The sequence below is a fragment of the Yersinia sp. 1652 StPb PI genome, from assembly GCF_041538345.1.
GTDB classification, from domain to species: Bacteria; Pseudomonadota; Gammaproteobacteria; order Enterobacterales; family Enterobacteriaceae; genus Yersinia; species Yersinia enterocolitica_E.
Genome location: NZ_JAULSM010000001.1, coordinates 2169267 through 2187068, shown reverse-complemented (window position 1 = coordinate 2187068; position 17802 = coordinate 2169267). Strand labels below are relative to the sequence as shown.

The following is a 17802-nucleotide window of genomic DNA, read 5'->3' as shown; positions in this document are numbered from 1 at the left end:
CGAGGGGTATTCCCCAAGAGCAATATAGTCACGCCGAATATTTAGCGACTAGCGGTATCTCATCGTGGTTGATGATATGTATATGCTGTAAAACCATTTATTATAGAAATATAATACTACCCAATAGATGGGTGATGATTTTTTATACTTTAGGAAGCAACTCAATAGCTGAGGAAGGGATGTGAAGGCTTAACATCAATGATGGGGAGAAAATGATCCCTCCCCATTAGACAAATTACCCGCGCTTGTTAGATCCGCGTCGAGCCGTCGTTGCTGCTGGCGCTGCATTACCCGTATTTTGACGAGTAGAACTTTTACGAGCAGAACCTTGACGACCCGCGACCTGACGGCCAGCAACTTCAGTATGGCGTTTAACCGCACGACGGATTTGATTGGCTTTAACCCGGCGTCGGTCTTTCTCAACCGGCAGTTTACTGACAGTTTCAGAATCCAATTCGACCAACTCACGCAAGTAGTTGGTTGCCTTCAGATCCAATTCGGTCCAGCCACCCCGAGGCAGGCCCTTCGGCAAATTAATATCACCATAACGCACACGAATCAGACGGCTAACCTGCACGCCAACAGCTTCCCACAAGCGGCGAACTTCACGGTTGCGCCCTTCGGTCAACGTAACGTTATACCACTGGTTAATCCCCTCTCCGCCTTGGAAGCTAATGGTGCGGAAAGCCGCTGGACCATCTTCCAACTGCACGCCACGGCTAAGTTGTTTGATTTTTTCGTCATCGATTTGACCAAACACCCGCACGGCATATTCGCGTTCAACTTCACGGCTTGGGTGCATCAGACGGTTGGCAAGTTCACCGTCAGTAGTGAACAATAATAAACCTGACGTATTAACGTCCAGACGGCCTACCGCCACCCAGCGCGAACCGCGCAGTTTAGGTAAACGATCGAATACTGTTGGGCGACCTTCGGGATCATTACGGGTACAGAGTTCACCTTCCGGCTTGTAATACGCCAGAACACGGCAAACAGCCTCTTCAGATTCTTTAATAGAAAGAAGATGACCATCGAGGCGAATTTTGGTGGCCTGAGTGACTTCAACACGATCACCCAGCGTTGATATTTTACCATCAACGCTGACACGGCCTTGTTGGATAATGGTTTCGATTTCCCGACGCGAGCCATGACCGGCACGTGCCAAGATTTTCTGTAATTTTTCACCCACAATTTTATCGCCCTGCGGTTTAGGGCTTTGTGGCTTTGAGTTTGGTAATTTTTGGTTTTCTGACTTCTCGCTCATTGAGCAACCTCTAATGTCGCCTTCACAGGCGTCGAGTTATATATTGTAATCAATAAGTTAAGCTCACAATCAAGCAAAACTCACTGATTGTAATACATTTTAGAACACAGCATGGCGCACTAAAAAGGGTGCAGGCGGACTCACACGCTGGTTCGTGACCCGACATATTACACTAATTTCACACTCAAGGATTCAAAAAGTGTCTGCCCTCTCTTTTACTTGCTCAGAGATCTACAGTGCCATGGCCAAAATGGATAAAAATCGTGCAATACAAGAATAATCCTACACCGATCGGATGCTTGTCTGATTATTTTGTGATCTAAATCAATTTAAACTGTACTCCATCAACTGCCATCTGCAGTGTTAATTCCAACTCGATAAGGCGAGTTTAAACCCGATTAAAAACCAAGCCTTTCTTTTCTCAATTTCTCGTCTCTTATTTCTATTTCGTTTTCTTATTTCGATTTTATCTTTCTTGTAATCATTATTATCACCAGGATGTATTCATCTATATGAAACCTATTACAATCCAAAAATTAAATATTATTACCCGCTGCCTGATGGCAACGTTAATGACCGGTGCGGCCTCTAGTGCTTATGCTATTGAGTGTAACGACCCCGCCAGAACATCGACTGATAGTGCCTGTACGGTCACTACAGCCTCAAGTACTGATATTATTGGCGCATTGGCGGAGGGTTCAGAGAGTACCGATGCCTCCGGGTATACTGTTACTGTCGATACGCCCGTATCCGCCACATTGCAATCTATTCTTGGCGGGTCTGCTGATGCTGTCGCATCAACGTCTAACGTAAGTAATACTAACGCGGTTATAAGCCGTGCTGATGCTAATGGGGCAAGTAATAATAATACCGTTATCGTTAATAATGGTTTATTTAATGGCGATATTTATGGCGGTTATGCCAGTGCCGATGCCAATAGCGATGCCATGGTAAGCGCTATGGCGATAAATCGCATTGCCGAAAGTGATGTCTATGCAAACGCCAGCAGTAATATGAATACGATTATTATTAACAATGGTGTGTTCAAGAGTGATATTTACGGCGGTTATTCTGTTACCAATGGCAATGCTTTTGCAAACGCCTACGGTACTGACAGTATCGCCAGAAGTTTGGTTGATGCACGCGCAACCAGTGATACCAACAACATTACAATTAATGGCGGTTCGTTTAATGGCCCTGTCCATGGTGGATATGCCTATACCAATGTGTTTGCTTTTGCCTATGGCACTAACAACGTAGATAAAACTCAGGCAAACGCCAGCGCCTCAAGCAGTGGCAATACCATTGTTATTAATGATGGTTCATTTATCGGTTCCATTTATGGTGGCTACGCAGAAGCCATCACCATGATTGACCAAATAACCCCAGGGGAAAGTAGCAGTATCAGGGTAAAAAGTAATACCAACACTCTTACGCTGAATGGCGGTGTATTCAGTGGCCTTATTTATGGCGGCTATGCATCAAGCTTTGGTGGCGCGCCAACACCTGAGAATGCCACGGCAATCAATAACACCATTACGCTGTCAGGCACTCCGGTGTTTAACGCCAATAGCAGTGAAATATGGGGGGGGTATGCGGATATGTTCGACGGTATCGCAACCTCATATGGTGATGCTTTCAGCGGCAATACCTTTAACTTTGCCGCTAACCCTATCACTCTGAATAAGATGGGTAATTTTGCCTTTTATAATTTTTATCTCAACAACAATATTAAAAATAATGATGTTTTGATTGCGTTGACTAACGCGGCCAATATCGACAATGCGGCTATTGCAGTGACCGGTATCAGTAAGGACAGCGGCCTGGTCAAGGGTGATGCTATTACGCTTATCTCAAATGTCACTGGGGGTGAAGCGACGTTAAATAACACGCAAAAAGTCACGATGGGTACGGCAAAACTGGCTGATATCAGAGTGTATCGGGAAAATGATGCAGTAAAAGCGTCGTTAGATGACGTAACTCAATTAAGCCGGGAAAGCAGCCCGACTACCGGTTTTGAGGTAAATCCACAGACTAAAGCCTATTTGGAAGGCCGTCTGCCAGGCATGCTGTTGATCAACCAAGGCAGCGACCTGCTTGCCGGGTTAGATACCGCACAGCTCAAGCGTGATGACAATGAGGTGGCGCTATTTGGTCTGACCTCCGGCAGCAAGAGCCGTTACAACACCGGTTCCCACATTGATATGGATAGCTTTGCTTTGACCACCGGCATCACTAAGAATCTGGGGCAACTCACCCTCGGTGGCCTGTTTGAAGCCGGCTGGGGTAGCTATGACGCCTATAATGATTTTAGCGGATTGGCCAGTGTAAAAAGTAACGGAAATGTCGACTATAAAGGTGCTGGTATTATTGCCAACTATGCATTCACTAACGCTATTTACCTCAACAGTTCTCTGCGTGCAGGCCGCGTATCCAGCGATTTCTCTTCTGCTGATTTCGGTGTGAATGGCGGGGTTGCGAGCCATTATGACAGCGCGTCACCTTATGTCAGCGGGCAGCTGAAAACCGGCTATCGCTATGCCATGACACCGGCGGTGAAACTAGACACCCATGCCAGTATTCTGTCGACTCGAGTAGGTAGTGACAGCGTCACTAATTCCCAAGGTGAGAAGCTGACGTTTTCGGCGTTGAACTCACAGCGTGTTAATACCGGCGTTACTGTCACCTATCATGCCACACCGAAACTGGATGTTATCAGCGGGGTTGCCTATGAATATGAATTTGATGGTAAAGCCAAGGGGACTATCGATGGGGACAATATCGATTCTGCTGGCGTTAAAGGGAGCACGGGCATTGCTGAAGTGGGCATTCGCATTACGCCGACTAAAGAAAAGAATCTGTCTATGGACCTGAAACTGTCAGGTTACAGCGGAAAACGCGAAGGTGTAGCTGGCGGGCTTAGTGTGAAATATGCCTTCTAACACCGGCGATTGAGCATGTCATCTGGGTTGGATAGCGGTACCTTTCGGTTATGCCGTATCCAACACCCCAGATATAAAGATATTTAGCGGAACGGTGTGGCGTCCCCCGCTCCTTCACGAATAACTTCAGGAGAGGAATCAGTCAGGTCAATAACTGTAGTGGGTTGCTGCCCTAATGAACCGCCATGGATGATTAAATCCACTTGCTTACCGAGATGGTCTTTGATCTCTTCCGGGTCGGATTCAGCAAAGTCATTACCCGGTAGCATCAATGTCGTCGACATCAAAGGCTCGCCTAATACATCCAGCAACGCCAGCGCAATAGGGTTAGAAGGCACACGTAAACCAATAGTTTTACGTTTGTCATTCATCAAACGCCGAGGAACTTCTTTCGTCGCCTTCAATATAAAGGTGTAATTACCCGGGGTATTATTTTTGATCAGTCGAAACGCTGAATTATCAACATATGCATAAGTCGATAACTCCGACAAATCACGGCACACCAGTGTGAAGTTATGATTACCATCTAATTGGCGGATTCGGCAAATACGTTCCATTGCCGCTTTATCTTCTAAACGGCAGCCAAGGGCATAACCAGAATCTGTCGGGTAAACCACCACCCCGCCCTTGCGTAACACATCAACACTTTGGTTGATCAGTCGCGGCTGAGGGTTTTCCGGGTGTATATAAAAAAATTGACTCATGACACTACCTCATCATTCAACGTTCGCGTTAGCTGGCTCTACAGGCCAATCACGCCATACTGGTTCCACCCCTGCGGGCAGCCACAATTTGCGGCCCAATTCAATCCAGGCGCAAGGCTGATGGAAATCAGATCCCTGGGATGCCAGTAAATTATAGTCGCGCGCATACTGTGCAAGCTGCGCTCGTTCATGGGGGGCTTGTTGGCACTGGGCAACTTCCATGGCATCACCGCCATGTTCGGCAAAATGGGCTAATAAACGTTTCAACCATTTGGCGGTTAAATCGTAACGACCCGGATGCGCCAGTACCGCTTGCCCACCAGATTGCTTAATTGCTTCAATAGCTTGTTCTATTGTACACCATTGTGCGGGGACATAACCGGTCTTGCCTTTGGCTAAATACTTTTTAAAAACCTGCCCAACGTTACTCGCTAACCCCAATTCCACCAGATAGCGGGCAAAATGCCCACGGGTTACCTGTCCGCCCCCCGCCAAGCGGTTAGCTCCGTCCCAAGCACCGGGAATCCGCGCTTTTTCCAGTCGCGCGCTTATTTCCTGCGCCCGAATATAGCGATAGTTGGACTGCTCACTCAATAATTTGCCAATACTGGCATGCTGGGTATCAATACCTAATCCCACAATATGGATCTCGTGATTTTCCCATAATGTAGAAATTTCCACCCCAGGGATAAGCCGTAGTGCCAATTGTTGCTGGGCAATGGTGGCGGCGGCTTCAGCCAACCCTGCGGTGGTATCGTGATCGGTAATAGCCAAAACACCTACCCGCATCTGTGCTGCTCTTATTACCAGTGCCGAAGGGGTTAACAAGCCGTCCGACGCAGTGGTATGGCTATGCAAATCATAAAGTGTAAAGGCCGTTGATGTGGCGGCATCGGCCCTATCAGATAAGGTGGTGTTATCAGTCAAAACAGGTTTATTTATCAAAATGGTCTTATTAACCAAAACAAAAATCCGAAAAAGCGTGGCGGGCTATCATACCTGTTAATAACACACTAACGTTAATCAAACTTAGTCGTGCTCTGCCACCGTAGCGAAATTAAAGTGAAATAGATAACCGCACAGACTTTGTTAGAAAACAATCAATCAAGGGTTGACATTTAACTCATGAACCAGTTAACTAGTACACAAGTTCACGGAGTACTTAAACGTCTGAGTTAACAGCAAGTGAATGTAGCTAACCCCCTGCGGCTTCAAGGGCAAGGGGAATAAACTGAATGCAATCATAGAGAGTAGTGACTGATAATGAAAACTTCCCTGATTTCCTTACTGCGTTGGTGGCACATCTCCCTCTCTCGGGCGATGTAATCACGCATATCAGTCACCAGACAATGCAGATTGCTTCAGCCCGCTAATAGCGGGCTTTTTTATGGTCAGATTTCGGCGTAATCACTTTTCAGGAAAGATAAATGATGCAAACTTCGCGCCCCACATTACAGTTACTGAGCACCCCGGCGTGTTACCGCGATGACCCAACCGCGCTGTTTCACCAGCTCTGCGGCGCACGACCAGCCACTCTGCTGCTTGAATCCGCAGAAGTGACCAGTAAACAGAACTTAAAAAGCCTGCTGATTATTGATAGTGCTTTACGTATTACCGCCCTTGAGCAGAAAGTCACGATTGAAGCACTCAGTCGCAATGGCGCGTCGTTATTACCGCTGTTAGATGCTGCGTTACCGCCACAAGTAGAGATTCAAGTGCGCCCGAATGGCCGTGAATTAACCTTCCCTATTATTAACGAAGTGCAAGATGAAGACTCTCGTTTACAGTCATTGTCGGTTTTTGATGCGCTACGTTTGCTACTAAAACTGGTCGATGCACCCGTAGCTGAGCGGGAAGCCGTATTCATTGGTGGTCTATTCGCTTACGATTTGGTGGCGGGTTTTGAAAATTTACCCCCGCTGCGCCAGGACCAACGTTGCCCGGATTTCTGCTTCTATTTAGCCGAAACCTTGTTGATATTGGATCATCAGCATCGCTCGACGCAGTTGCAAGCCAGTCTGTTTACCGCCGACGCTAGCGAGCATTTGCGTCTGACCCAGCGGTTAGAACAAGTTAGCCACCAGCTACAGCAAGCACCACAACCGATCCCGGCCCAGTCAGTGCCTGAGATGGCGTTACGGTGTAACCAATCAGACGCCGAGTACGGTGCAGTGGTGGCCCAATTACAGATAGCAATCCGAGAAGGCGAAATTTTCCAGGTTGTTCCTTCACGCCGTTTCTCACTGCCTTGCCCCTCACCACTGGCGGCATACCAAACATTGAAAGACCATAATCCCAGCCCGTATATGTTCTTTATGCAGGATAACGAATTCTCCCTGTTTGGTGCTTCACCGGAAAGTGCGCTGAAATATGACGCCACCAACCGCCAGATTGAGATTTACCCGATTGCCGGTACCCGCCCGCGTGGCCGCCGTGCCAATGGTGAATTGGATCGCGATTTAGACAGCCGTATTGAGCTGGAGATGCGCACTGACCATAAAGAATTGGCTGAACATCTGATGCTGGTAGATTTAGCCCGTAATGATTTAGCCCGCATCTGCGAGCCGGGTAGCCGCTATGTGGCCGATTTAACTAAAGTTGACCGCTATTCCTTTGTGATGCATTTGGTCTCGCGCGTAGTGGGCACGCTGCGTCAGGATCTGGATGTACTGCATGCTTATCAAGCCTGTATGAATATGGGCACCCTGAGCGGCGCACCGAAAGTCCGCGCTATGCAATTGATTGCTGGCAGTGAGGGCGCACGTCGGGGCAGTTACGGTGGCGCGGTGGGTTACTTTACCGCACACGGCGATTTGGATACCTGCATTGTTATCCGCTCAGCTTATGTCGAAGACGGTATCGCCACGGTCCAAGCGGGGGCCGGTGTGGTGATTGACTCCATTCCACAGGCCGAAGCCGATGAAACTCGCAATAAAGCACGTGCGGTTCTGCGGGCAATTGCTAGCGCACACCATGCCAGGGAGATCTTCTAATGGCTGATATCTTGCTGCTCGATAATATTGACTCCTTTACTTACAACCTGGTGGACCAATTACGTTCCAGTGGCCATCGGGTGGTGATTTACCGTAACCAAATCGCCGCCGATACCATTATCGCCCGCTTGCAACAACTCGAACAACCGGTGCTGATGCTCTCGCCCGGTCCTGGCACACCGGCACAGGCGGGGTGTATGCCCGAATTATTGCAACGTTTACGCGGCCAGTTGCCGATTATCGGTATTTGCCTTGGCCATCAGGCCATTGTCGAAGCTTATGGCGGCCATGTAGGACAGGCAGGAGAGATACTGCACGGCAAAGCCTCGGCCATTGAACACGATGGACAAGCTATGTTTGCAGGCATGCCGAATCCGCTGCCAGTAGCCCGCTACCACTCATTAGTGGGCAGCAATATCCCAACAGAATTAACTGTTAACGCCCGTTTTGGTGAGATGGTCATGGCGGTGCGCCATGACGCACATCGGGTGTGTGGCTACCAATTTCACCCGGAATCTATTTTAACCACCCATGGTGCCCGTTTGCTTGAGCAGACGCTGGACTGGGCATTATGCCCTCCACACATGAAGCTGTAGCGGTGTTAGCTACATTCGTTACTCGCATGCTGTCACCTGTAACACCATGTTCTTTGGGTAGGGTGTAATTAAGGACTATAAGATGCAAAACTTATTATTATCAAAAGAATTATTATTGGAAAAACTGTTTCAGGCTAAATCCCTGACCCAAGCGGAAAGCCAAATCCTGTTTAGCTCTATCGTGCGAGGTGAACTGGAAGCGAGCCAATTGGCGGCGGCGTTAATCAGTATGAAAGTACGCGGTGAAACGCCTGCCGAAATAGCTGGCGCCGCGCAAGCCTTATTGGCGGATGCACAGCCCTTCCCGCGCCCGGATTACCTGTTCGCCGATATCGTTGGTACCGGGGGTGACGGCACTAACAGTATCAATATCTCTACCGCCAGCGCCTTTGTTGCCGCCAGTTGCGGCGTAAAAGTGGCCAAGCATGGCAATCGCAGTGTTTCCAGCCGTTCCGGTTCATCAGACTTGCTGGCCGCATTTGGTATTCGCCTGGACATGAGCGCGGAACAATCCAGATTAGCCTTGGATGAGTTAGGAGTTTGTTTCCTGTTTGCCCCGCAGTATCACACTGGCTTTCGCCACGCGATGCCGGTTCGCCAGCAGTTGAAGACCCGCACCCTGTTTAATGTGTTGGGGCCATTAATCAATCCGGCTCGCCCGCCGTTGGCGCTGATTGGTGTTTACAGCCCTGAGTTGGTATTACCCATCGCGCAAACCCTACAAGTGTTGGGTTACCAGCGTGCTGCGGTGGTACATGGTGGGGGAATGGATGAAGTGGCGATTCATGCACCGACTCAGGTGGCTGAGCTGAATAACGGCAGCATCGAAAGCTATGAATTAGCACCGGAAGATTTTGGTCTGAACCGTTATTCACTGGGCGCATTACAAGGCGGCGCACCGGAAGAAAACCGTGACATTTTAGCACGGTTGTTACAAGGTAAAGGTGAACCGGCACACGCCGCAGCCGTTGCGGCTAACGTGGCGTTATTGCTGAAGTTGCACGGTCAGGAAAACCTGCGCCATAACGCACAGCAGGCATTGGAAATGATTCACAGCGGTCAGGCTTTTGACTGTGTTACCGCTCTGGCGGCGAGAGGATAAATCATGCAGGAAACTGGGCTTAATAAAACCGTGCTCCACCACATTGTGCACGATAAGGAAATCTGGGTTGCCGCTCGGAAATTGCAACAGCCTCTGGCTAGTTTTCAAAACGATATTACCCTGAGCCAGCGCGACTTTTATCACGCGCTGCAAGGCAGTAAGACCGTTTTTATTCTGGAATGTAAGAAGGCATCCCCGTCCAAGGGGGTTATCCGCGAAAACTTTAATCCGGCAGACATTGCAGCAGTTTATAAAAATTATGCATCGGCCATCTCGGTATTAACCGATGAAAAGTACTTCCAAGGCAACTTTGATTTCTTACCACTCGTCAGTGCTGCCGTCACTCAGCCGGTGCTGTGTAAAGACTTTATTATCGACGCCTATCAGATTCAATTGGCGCGTTTTTATCAGGCTGACGCCATTTTACTGATGCTATCGGTGCTCGATGATGACAGCTATCGCCAACTGGCCGCCGTAGCACACAGCCTGAATATGGGGGTGTTGACCGAGGCCAGTAATGCTGAAGAACTGGATCGGGCGATTGCATTAGGTGCCAAAGTGGTCGGTATTAATAACCGGGATCTGCGTGACTTGTCGATAAGCCTTGATCGCACCCGCGAACTGGCCCCACGGCTGCCAAAAGGTGTCACGGTTATTAGCGAATCAGGTATTAATAATTACCAACAGGTGCGCGAACTGAGTCACTTTGCCAACGGGTTCCTGATTGGCAGCGCGTTGATGTCTGAACCCGATCTCAATGCTGCGGTGCGCCGTGTGTTACTCGGTGAAAATAAAGTCTGCGGCCTGACCCGCGCTCAAGATGCCGCCGCAGCTTATCAAGCAGGTGCCGTCTATGGTGGTTTAATCTTTGTTGGTAGTTCGCCGCGTTATGTGGATATCGCCAAAGCACGGACTGTGATTAGCGGCGCACCATTGAAGTATGTTGGCGTCTTTCGTGATGCCAAAATTGAAACTGTGCAGCAAACAGCCGAGCGCCTGTCGCTGGTGGCAGTGCAGTTGCACGGGCAAGAAGATCAGAGCTATATCAATCAACTGCGCGCGATACTGCCTGCCAGTTGCCAAATTTGGCAGGCGTTGCGTGTTGACGATAGTGTACCGCAACGCAACTCACAACATGTCGAGCGTTATGTTCTGGACCACGGCAACGGTGGCACCGGTCAACGCTTTGACTGGTCATTACTGGCCGGTCAACCGCTGGATAATGTACTGCTGGCGGGTGGGCTAAGCGCTGATAACTGTTGTGCAGCAGCCCAACTGGGTTGTGCCGGTCTTGATTTCAATTCCGGTGTAGAAAGTGCCCCCGGCATCAAAGACTCACAACTGATCGCCGCTGTTTTCCAGACGTTACGCGCTTACTGATGGATAATTTTTGGCTAACTTTATTCATGATTCATGGACACACTTTAGTCACCCCATAGGACAGAAAAATGACCACACTTAATCCTTATTTTGGCGAGTTCGGTGGCATGTATGTGCCGCAGATTTTGATGCCAGCATTGAAGCAACTGGAAGAGGCTTTTGTCAGTGCTCAACAGGACCCTGAGTTCCAGGCAGCATTTCAGGATCTGTTAAAGAACTATGCTGGTCGCCCGACCGCGCTAACCCTGTGTCAGAATTTGACCGCCGGGACAAAAACCAAGTTATACCTGAAACGTGAAGACCTGCTGCACGGCGGCGCGCACAAAACCAATCAGGTTTTGGGTCAGGCCTTATTGGCCAAACGCATGGGTAAAACCGAAATCATTGCGGAAACCGGCGCAGGTCAACATGGGGTAGCGTCAGCACTGGCTTGCGCCCTGCTCGGCTTGAAATGCCGTATTTACATGGGTGCCAAAGATATTGAGCGCCAGTCACCCAACGTGTTCCGTATGCGCCTGATGGGGGCTGAAGTGATCCCAGTGCACAGCGGTTCTTCCACCTTGAAAGATGCCTGTAATGAAGCACTGCGCGATTGGTCTGGCAGTTACGAAACCGCCCACTATATGTTGGGAACCGCAGCAGGCCCACACCCTTACCCGACTATCGTGCGTGAATTCCAACGGATGATTGGCGAAGAAACCAAAGCGCAGATGTTAGCCCGGGAAGGCCGTCTGCCGGATGTGGTGCTGGCATGCGTCGGTGGCGGCTCGAATGCGATTGGTATGTTTGCTGATTTTATCGATGAGCCAGGTGTTGCTCTGATTGGTGTTGAGCCGGCAGGGCTGGGTATTGAAACCGGCCAGCACGGTGCACCACTCAAACACGGTAAAGTAGGCATCTATTTCGGCATGAAATCGCCGATGATGCAGACCAGTGACGGCCAAATCGAAGAATCTTACTCAATTTCTGCGGGATTAGACTTCCCATCCGTAGGGCCACAGCATGCTTATTTAAATAGCATTGGTCGTGCTGATTATGTTTCCGTTACCGATGACGAAGCACTGGATGCCTTTAAAGCGCTGTCATGCAAAGAGGGGATTATTCCAGCACTGGAATCCTCCCATGCCTTGGCCCATGCCTTAAAAATGATTAAAGCGTCGCCGGAAAAAGAACAGATATTGGTAGTGAATCTGTCCGGGCGCGGTGATAAAGACATTTTCACCGTTCACGATATTCTGAAAGCACGGGGAGAGATTTAATGGAGCGTTATCAGCAACTTTTCAATCAGTTGGCAGCCAAAAAAGAAGGTGCATTTGTTCCTTTCGTACAGCTAGGGGATCCAACACCGGCTCTATCTTTAGAGATTATTGATACATTAATTGCGGCAGGTGCCGATGCGTTGGAGCTGGGTATACCATTCTCTGATCCACTTGCAGATGGCCCAACCATTCAAAATGCAGCATTGCGTGCTTTTGCCGCTGGCGTGACACCCGGTATCTGCTTTGAAATGCTGGCGGAAATCCGTAAAAAACACCCCGCTATTCCCATCGGCCTGCTGATGTATGCAAATCTGGTATTCCACAATGGAATCGATAGTTTCTACCAGCGTTGTGCTGCTGTCGGTGTCGATTCAGTGCTCATTGCTGACGTACCTTTTGAAGAGTCAGCCCTGTTCCGCGCAGCGGCACTGCGCCATGGGATTGCGCCTATCTTTATCTGCCCACCCAATGCGGACGATGATTTACTGCGCGAGATAGCTTCTCATGGCCGTGGTTACACCTATCTATTGTCACGTGCGGGTGTCACCGGTGCTGAGAATCACGGTCAGCTTGCGCTAAATCATCTGATTGATAAACTGCGTGAATATAATGCCGCCCCAGCACTACAAGGTTTTGGTATTTCACAGCCAGCACAAGTGAAGACCAGTCTGGCAGCCGGTGCGGCCGGCGCGATTTCAGGCTCCGCGATTGTAAAAATTATTGAAAATAATGTCTCACAGCCCGCAGAGATGTTAGCCCAGTTGTCGCGTTTTGTGACTGAAATGAAAGCGGCAACTCGCGGCTAATCTCACCACCAGCGCCTGATTGTCGGTTCAGATCAGGCGCTATATTCGCTCGAACTTCTCGCCTGCCACGCTATATATCTGCTGCAAATTTGAATTAACACTATTCATAACCAATAATTATGTAACGCCCTAAGCATTTCTTTACATTTTGGATGCGATGAGTGATCAGTAGCACGACGTCAATATGTGTTTATAACGCTTTCAACAAGTTATTTTTTTCGTAATGTCCTGTTAAATTATTGGCAAACATGGAGAGTAATTTATGAAGCTTTTTAAGACCCTTTCAGCTTTATGTATTGTAGTAATCATGGCAATGGCAGTAGCAGCCTGTGCACCAACACCTAAATCTGAAGGCACAGGTGGATACCTGGATGATACTGTGGTGACCACCAAGGTAAAATCGGCGTTACTGGGTGAGAAGAATCTTAAATCTACTGAAATCAGTGTTGAGACCTTTAAAGGACGGGTCCAGTTAAGCGGCTTTGTTAGTTCGCGTCAGGATGCAAACCGTGCAGTACAGATCACCCGTACCGTACCTGGGGTGAAATCTGTTAGTGATAGAATGCAAATCAAATAATCCCCTGTTCGGAGGCGCCCTTCGCGCCTCCTTTGTCACCGATGAGTGAACTCAGCCCCTCTGTAGCGGCAAGGACGAAGGGTATTGCCCAAAGTTATTGCCGTTGCAGGTAGGCAGCCAGCAAACGCATCCCGATGAGCTGACTCAGGTCAGTGATTCGGGTAAGTGAGTGCAGCCAACACCCCTGCAACGTCAAGAACAAAGGGTAATTAGAAACGATAGCCCGCGCCAAACATAAACACCCATGGATCAAGACGGGTATGAATACTTTGCTCTTCACCCCCGGCTTTGAATTTCACGTCAGTTTCGATATTCATCCACCAGACCGACATATTCAGCATCCAGTTTTCACTGACCATGTAGTCCATACCCGCTTGCCCGGCAATGCCCCACGAATCTTTAACACTTAAATCCGTCAAACCGGCACCTTGCCCTGTGTTATTAAATTTCTCATCAAAGAAGGTGGTGTAGTTCAGGCCGATACCCAGATACGGGCGCAGTTTGTCTTGCTTATCGCGGAAATAGTATTGCGCCATTAAGGTTGGCGGCAATTGCTTAACTTCAGCAATGGTACCGGTTGCCTCCAGCCCAATTTTATGGCGGAACGGCGTGGCAGCCAGCAATTCTACACCGATGTTATCAGTAATCAGATAGCTGAAGGTCAGCCCTAACTGAGTATTGTTATCCGCTTTGAAGGAACCGTAACCTAATACATCATCAGACCCGGCATTTGGTCTGACAGTTGCTGTCCCTGCCCGGAAAATATAATCGCCTGCTTGATGCGCGCTTGCCGCAGTGGGAGCCAGAGCGGCTACAGCTAACAATGCCAAAGTGACTTTTTTCATTATCCATTCCATTTGTAGGTATATTCGCGAGCAAAATATACCCATAAATGAGTATTCATGATCCAATCGAGATCACATCTTTGGTAACAAATTAAATAAATCCTATTTTATGTAAGGTTATTTAATTCATTAATAATATTGAAATTGATCTGGATCATAAAAACCATTTAGCCGCAAATTGTGCTAACAGCCATTGATGAAAAATGGAACCGTTGTCATGCTGCTATGCTTGGATGTTGTATGTGTGAAATCGCGATCGGTTGGCTGTTTACTTTGTAAGGAGCAGTAGATTCAAGATGAACGCTGAAATTAATCCGTGTCAAAACTGTGGTGCGTGTTGCGCCTATTTTAGAGTGTCGTTCTATTGGGCTGAAGCCAAAGAGGGAGGCGGTACAGTGCCCAACGCCATGACCGAACAAGTCACACCCTTTATAAGCTGTATGTCCGGTACTAACTGTAAATCCCCCCGTTGCAGTGCACTTCAAGGTGAAGTCGGTCACGCTGTTTCCTGTACAATTTATGGCGACCGCCCACCACCCTGTTATGAATTTGAACGCTCAGGGGATGCCGGAATTCATAATCCGCACTGTGACCGCGCCCGTGCGCACTATGGGTTACCACCGTTAGCTATTGATAACGTCGAGGTAATCAGATTAGAAGAAATCACTGCTAGATTAATGACAGGATCCCACAGCGCCTCATAACAAGGTATAATCATCGGCTAGCGCTATTTTTTCGATCCCAAGGAGCTTTCATGCCTATCACGGCTAACAGTTTATACCGTGACAGTTTTAACTTTTTACGTAATCAACTGCCGGCAATCCTGCTGCTGGCTTTACTGACTGCGTTCATTACCGTCATGCTGAATCAGGCATTTATCCCTGATGCTGAACAACTGGGTATTTTAAGTGCTGCGGACGGTGATATTGCGTCATCAGCAAGTGTCAGTATCAGTGAGATAGTATCGCAGATGACACCGGAGCAGCAGATGGTGCTGCTTAAAGTCTCTGCGGCGGCGACCTTTTCTGCCTTAGTCGGTAACGTGTTATTAGTCGGTGGAATGCTAACCCTGATTTCTATGGTATCGATGGGCCGTCGGGTCAGTGCATTGCAAGCTATTGGTATTTCAGTACCGATCTTGCCTCGCTTGCTGCTGCTGATGTTTATCGGTACTTTGTTGATTCAGTTAGGATTAACAATATTTATCGTGCCTGGTGTGGTCATTGCTGTCGCGTTATCACTCTCACCGATTATCGTGACCACAGAGAAAATGGGGGTTTTCTCGGCCATAAGAGTCAGTATTAAATTGGCATTTGCCAATGTGCGGTTAATCATCCCTGCGATGATGCTGTGGATAGCGGCCAAATTGATTCTGTTGTATCTGGTAAGCCACCTGACTATTTTGCCAACACCGATTGCGACTATTATTTTAAGTGCGCTTAGCAATCTGGTTTCTGCATTATTGCTGGTGTATTTGTTCCGTTTATATATGTTGTTGCGCCCTGCCACTCCAGCGGAGTAAGTACCCCGCCAAGTAAAAGCAAAAAGGGCCATTACGGCCCTTTTTGTTCATCAATGATTGATACCTATGCACTAACTTCAGGCTCGGCACCTATCTCTGGTTCTTGTTTCTCTGCCACCCGCTGCTTACTTTGAATCAGTTTTAGTGCCAGATAGAGATCCGGTACCAGAATTAGGTCATTATCCTGACTTTTCAATTGATTAACTCTAAACCAGCGTGTTAGTTCGGTACGTCTTCCCGCCAGTATCAACTTAATATTGCGTTGCTTCAGGTCACGTTTAAGCTCATCAATCGCCGATAGAACACTGATATCGGCATAGGTAAAACTGGCGACCGCATCAATAACCACCCAATCTGCCTGATGGGGTGTGCTGTCAACTAAATTCAAAATCCGCCGCTTAAAGTACGCCACGTTAAAATAGGTCAGAGGTGAATTAAAACGATAAATCATCACGCCGGGTACAGGTTTGATCCCATTGCCGCTACGCATTGAATGGATCATACCATCAGCATTAACCCCTAATAACTGTTCTGTTGGGCGGAATACCGTGCGCAGGAACTGCAATAGCCCCAACAGTACCGCCAATCCGATACCACTAATCACGCCGACCAATACTACGCTGACAAAAGTAAATATCGCTAAATAGAAAGCCTGAGTATTACGTTTACGTAATTGCCATAAACTCCTGAATCCCAGTAGTGACCAGGCAGCATAAATCAGCACCACGCCCAGCGCTGCGATTGGGATAAATTGCAACGGTCGGGTTAAAAATAGCAACACCATCGCAATCATCAACGCAGCAATAATAGAAACCAACTGGCTTTTGCCATTATTGGCGTCATTTACGGCTGTACGGGTACTGGCCCCACTGATAGCAAAACCTTGTGATAGCGCTGAAACAATGTTGGTAATACCCAAGGCGCGCAGTTCTACATCGGCATCCACCTCATAACCATTTTTGGCGGCAAAACTACGCGCGGTCAGCATCATGCTAACAAAACTGACCACGGCCAGGTTAAGTGCCGGGATAACCATATCGCGCAGCAGGCCGGGTTGGAAATCAGGCCAATGCACCATTGGCAAGCCACCATCGAACCCGCCAACCACCGCCACGCCAAATTGCTGCATATTGGCAGCCCAGGAAACAAAGGTCGCCATGACGATCGCCAACAGCGGTGCAGGCCAGTTTGGCCGTAACCACTTAACACCATACAGCACCACAAAAGTCAGTAGTGAAATGGCGACGGTGGGCAAATGGCTATTAATCAAATTATGGGGTAATGCCAGTACCCGCTCAATCAGTTGTGGGGGGCGGGTCATAAAACCAAAAACCTTACCGAGCTGATCGACAATAATGGTAATTGCCACCCCATTAAGTAACCCGGTCAATATTGGCCGTGATAATAGATCAGCCAAAGCCCCCAGCTTGAAACGACTGGCCACCAGACACCATGTGCCCATCATCAATGTCATCATGATGGTGAGCTGCCAATGCACCTCACTGCTCCCCGCAGCCAGCGGCGCGACCACCGCGGCAATCACCGCACAAGTTGCCGCATCAGGTCCGACGATTAATTGTCGCGATGAACCAAAGAAAGCGTAGGCAATCATCGGCAAAATACATGAGTACAAACCAACAGCGGCACTAACCCCCGTCAATTCAGCATAAGCAATAGCAATAGGTAATGCGACTGCGGCCACGGATAGACCCGCCCTGACATCGGGTTTGAGCCATTCACGTTCATACGCCATCAATTGGGTCAAACCCGGCATCCAGTACCGAAGTGATCTTCTCTGCATATTTACTCCAC

The 17802-nt window shown here is 48.6% G+C and carries 16 protein-coding genes and 1 other annotated feature; of the genes, 11 read left to right on the top strand and 5 right to left on the bottom strand.

Translation table 11 applies throughout. The annotated features are described in order from the left end of the window. Positions 1 to 235: 235 nt before the first annotated feature. Entirely contained in the window at positions 236 to 1264 is a 1029-nt protein-coding gene (gene rluB / locus Q2T71_RS10100) for a 23S rRNA pseudouridine(2605) synthase RluB (RefSeq protein ID WP_372558974.1), read from the bottom strand. Positions 1265 to 1776: 512 nt separating this feature from the next. Here rluB and Q2T71_RS10095 point away from each other — a divergent pair. Beyond that, entirely contained in the window at positions 1777 to 4206 is a 2430-nt protein-coding gene (locus Q2T71_RS10095) for an autotransporter domain-containing protein (RefSeq protein ID WP_372558973.1), read from the top strand. Positions 4207 to 4289: 83 nt separating this feature from the next. Here the strand turns inward: Q2T71_RS10095 and Q2T71_RS10090 are convergent, their stop codons facing one another. Both Q2T71_RS10090 and Q2T71_RS10085 read right to left on the bottom strand, forming a co-directional pair. Continuing rightward, positions 4290 to 4910, bottom strand: coding sequence for an L-threonylcarbamoyladenylate synthase (locus Q2T71_RS10090; RefSeq protein ID WP_005191561.1), 621 nt, complete (start codon positions 4908 to 4910; stop codon positions 4290 to 4292). 12 nt (positions 4911 to 4922) lie between these two features. Beyond that, a complete protein-coding gene (locus tag Q2T71_RS10085; RefSeq protein ID WP_372559900.1) occupies positions 4923 to 5837 on the bottom strand; it encodes a PHP domain-containing protein in 915 nt (304 codons plus the stop codon). Positions 5838 to 6173: 336 nt separating this feature from the next. Here Q2T71_RS10085 and trpL point away from each other — a divergent pair, with 336 nt between their 5' ends. The 8 genes from trpL to Q2T71_RS10045 all read left to right on the top strand — a co-directional run bounded on the left by trpL (position 6174) and on the right by Q2T71_RS10045 (position 13623). After that, entirely contained in the window at positions 6174 to 6236 is a 63-nt protein-coding gene (gene trpL, locus Q2T71_RS10080) for a trp operon leader peptide (RefSeq protein ID WP_002227930.1), read from the top strand. After that, positions 6198 to 6299: a sequence feature (Trp leader region), on the top strand. Its footprint overlaps the gene before it by 39 nt. A 41-nt stretch (positions 6300 to 6340) precedes the next feature. Further along, a complete protein-coding gene (locus tag Q2T71_RS10075) occupies positions 6341 to 7903 on the top strand; it encodes an anthranilate synthase component 1 (protein ID WP_372559899.1) in 1563 nt (520 codons plus the stop codon). Beyond that, on the top strand, positions 7903 to 8499 hold the full coding sequence (locus tag Q2T71_RS10070; RefSeq protein ID WP_083158925.1) for a gamma-glutamyl-gamma-aminobutyrate hydrolase family protein: 597 nt from the start codon (positions 7903 to 7905) through the stop codon (positions 8497 to 8499). The genes Q2T71_RS10075 and Q2T71_RS10070 overlap by 1 nt, the downstream gene beginning before the upstream one ends. Positions 8500 to 8581: 82 nt before the next feature. Then, positions 8582 to 9601 carry an anthranilate phosphoribosyltransferase gene (gene trpD, locus Q2T71_RS10065; RefSeq protein WP_372558972.1) on the top strand — a complete coding sequence of 340 codons (1020 nt, stop codon included), beginning with the start codon at positions 8582 to 8584 and terminating at the stop codon, positions 9599 to 9601. A 3-nt stretch (positions 9602 to 9604) separates the two neighbouring features. Then, entirely contained in the window at positions 9605 to 10981 is a 1377-nt protein-coding gene (gene trpCF / locus Q2T71_RS10060) for a bifunctional indole-3-glycerol-phosphate synthase TrpC/phosphoribosylanthranilate isomerase TrpF (RefSeq protein WP_372558971.1), read from the top strand. A gap of 68 nt (positions 10982 to 11049) precedes the next feature. Then, the gene (gene trpB, locus Q2T71_RS10055; RefSeq protein ID WP_372558970.1) at positions 11050 to 12240 is read left to right on the top strand and encodes a tryptophan synthase subunit beta; all 1191 of its coding nucleotides are present in this window, start codon (positions 11050 to 11052) and stop codon (positions 12238 to 12240) included. Continuing rightward, positions 12240 to 13046: a tryptophan synthase subunit alpha gene (gene trpA, locus Q2T71_RS10050; RefSeq protein WP_372558969.1), complete on the top strand. Its 807-nt coding sequence runs from the start codon at positions 12240 to 12242 to the stop codon at positions 13044 to 13046. The genes trpB and trpA overlap by 1 nt, the downstream gene beginning before the upstream one ends. 262 nt (positions 13047 to 13308) lie before the next feature. Then, positions 13309 to 13623 carry a BON domain-containing protein gene (locus Q2T71_RS10045; protein WP_083158929.1) on the top strand — a complete coding sequence of 105 codons (315 nt, stop codon included), beginning with the start codon at positions 13309 to 13311 and terminating at the stop codon, positions 13621 to 13623. Positions 13624 to 13832: 209 nt separating this feature from the next. Here Q2T71_RS10045 and ompW read toward each other — a convergent pair whose 3' ends face one another. After that, on the bottom strand, positions 13833 to 14468 hold the full coding sequence (ompW, locus tag Q2T71_RS10040; protein WP_372558968.1) for an outer membrane protein OmpW: 636 nt from the start codon (positions 14466 to 14468) through the stop codon (positions 13833 to 13835). A 296-nt stretch (positions 14469 to 14764) separates the two neighbouring features. Between ompW and Q2T71_RS10035 the strand changes: the two genes are divergently transcribed. Both Q2T71_RS10035 and Q2T71_RS10030 read left to right on the top strand, forming a co-directional pair. After that, entirely contained in the window at positions 14765 to 15172 is a 408-nt protein-coding gene (locus Q2T71_RS10035) for a YkgJ family cysteine cluster protein (RefSeq protein WP_372558967.1), read from the top strand. 50 nt (positions 15173 to 15222) lie between these two features. Then, complete coding sequence (locus tag Q2T71_RS10030; RefSeq protein WP_372558966.1) at positions 15223 to 15990, top strand: YciC family protein; 768 nt, start codon at positions 15223 to 15225, stop codon at positions 15988 to 15990. 64 nt (positions 15991 to 16054) lie between these two features. On the opposite strand, the gene Q2T71_RS10025 is transcribed toward Q2T71_RS10030, so the two are convergent. Then, positions 16055 to 17791, bottom strand: coding sequence for a SulP family inorganic anion transporter (locus Q2T71_RS10025; RefSeq protein WP_372558965.1), 1737 nt, complete (start codon positions 17789 to 17791; stop codon positions 16055 to 16057). Positions 17792 to 17802: the final 11 nt, after the last annotated feature.

Coding starts and splice junctions, on each gene's coding strand:
- Q2T71_RS10025 (WP_372558965.1), bottom strand. CDS start 17,791: ATGCAGAGAAGATCACTTCGGTACTGGATGCCGGGTTTGACCCAATTG.
- Q2T71_RS10090 (WP_005191561.1), bottom strand. CDS start 4,910: ATGAGTCAATTTTTTTATATACACCCGGAAAACCCTCAGCCGCGACTG.
- Q2T71_RS10035 (WP_372558967.1), top strand. CDS start 14,765: ATGAACGCTGAAATTAATCCGTGTCAAAACTGTGGTGCGTGTTGCGCC.
- trpB (WP_372558970.1), top strand. CDS start 11,050: ATGACCACACTTAATCCTTATTTTGGCGAGTTCGGTGGCATGTATGTG.
- rluB (WP_372558974.1), bottom strand. CDS start 1,264: ATGAGCGAGAAGTCAGAAAACCAAAAATTACCAAACTCAAAGCCACAA.
- Q2T71_RS10030 (WP_372558966.1), top strand. CDS start 15,223: ATGCCTATCACGGCTAACAGTTTATACCGTGACAGTTTTAACTTTTTA.
- Q2T71_RS10095 (WP_372558973.1), top strand. CDS start 1,777: ATGAAACCTATTACAATCCAAAAATTAAATATTATTACCCGCTGCCTG.
- trpD (WP_372558972.1), top strand. CDS start 8,582: ATGCAAAACTTATTATTATCAAAAGAATTATTATTGGAAAAACTGTTT.
- trpCF (WP_372558971.1), top strand. CDS start 9,605: ATGCAGGAAACTGGGCTTAATAAAACCGTGCTCCACCACATTGTGCAC.
- Q2T71_RS10045 (WP_083158929.1), top strand. CDS start 13,309: ATGAAGCTTTTTAAGACCCTTTCAGCTTTATGTATTGTAGTAATCATG.
- Q2T71_RS10070 (WP_083158925.1), top strand. CDS start 7,903: ATGGCTGATATCTTGCTGCTCGATAATATTGACTCCTTTACTTACAAC.
- Q2T71_RS10075 (WP_372559899.1), top strand. CDS start 6,341: ATGCAAACTTCGCGCCCCACATTACAGTTACTGAGCACCCCGGCGTGT.
- ompW (WP_372558968.1), bottom strand. CDS start 14,468: ATGAAAAAAGTCACTTTGGCATTGTTAGCTGTAGCCGCTCTGGCTCCC.
- trpA (WP_372558969.1), top strand. CDS start 12,240: ATGGAGCGTTATCAGCAACTTTTCAATCAGTTGGCAGCCAAAAAAGAA.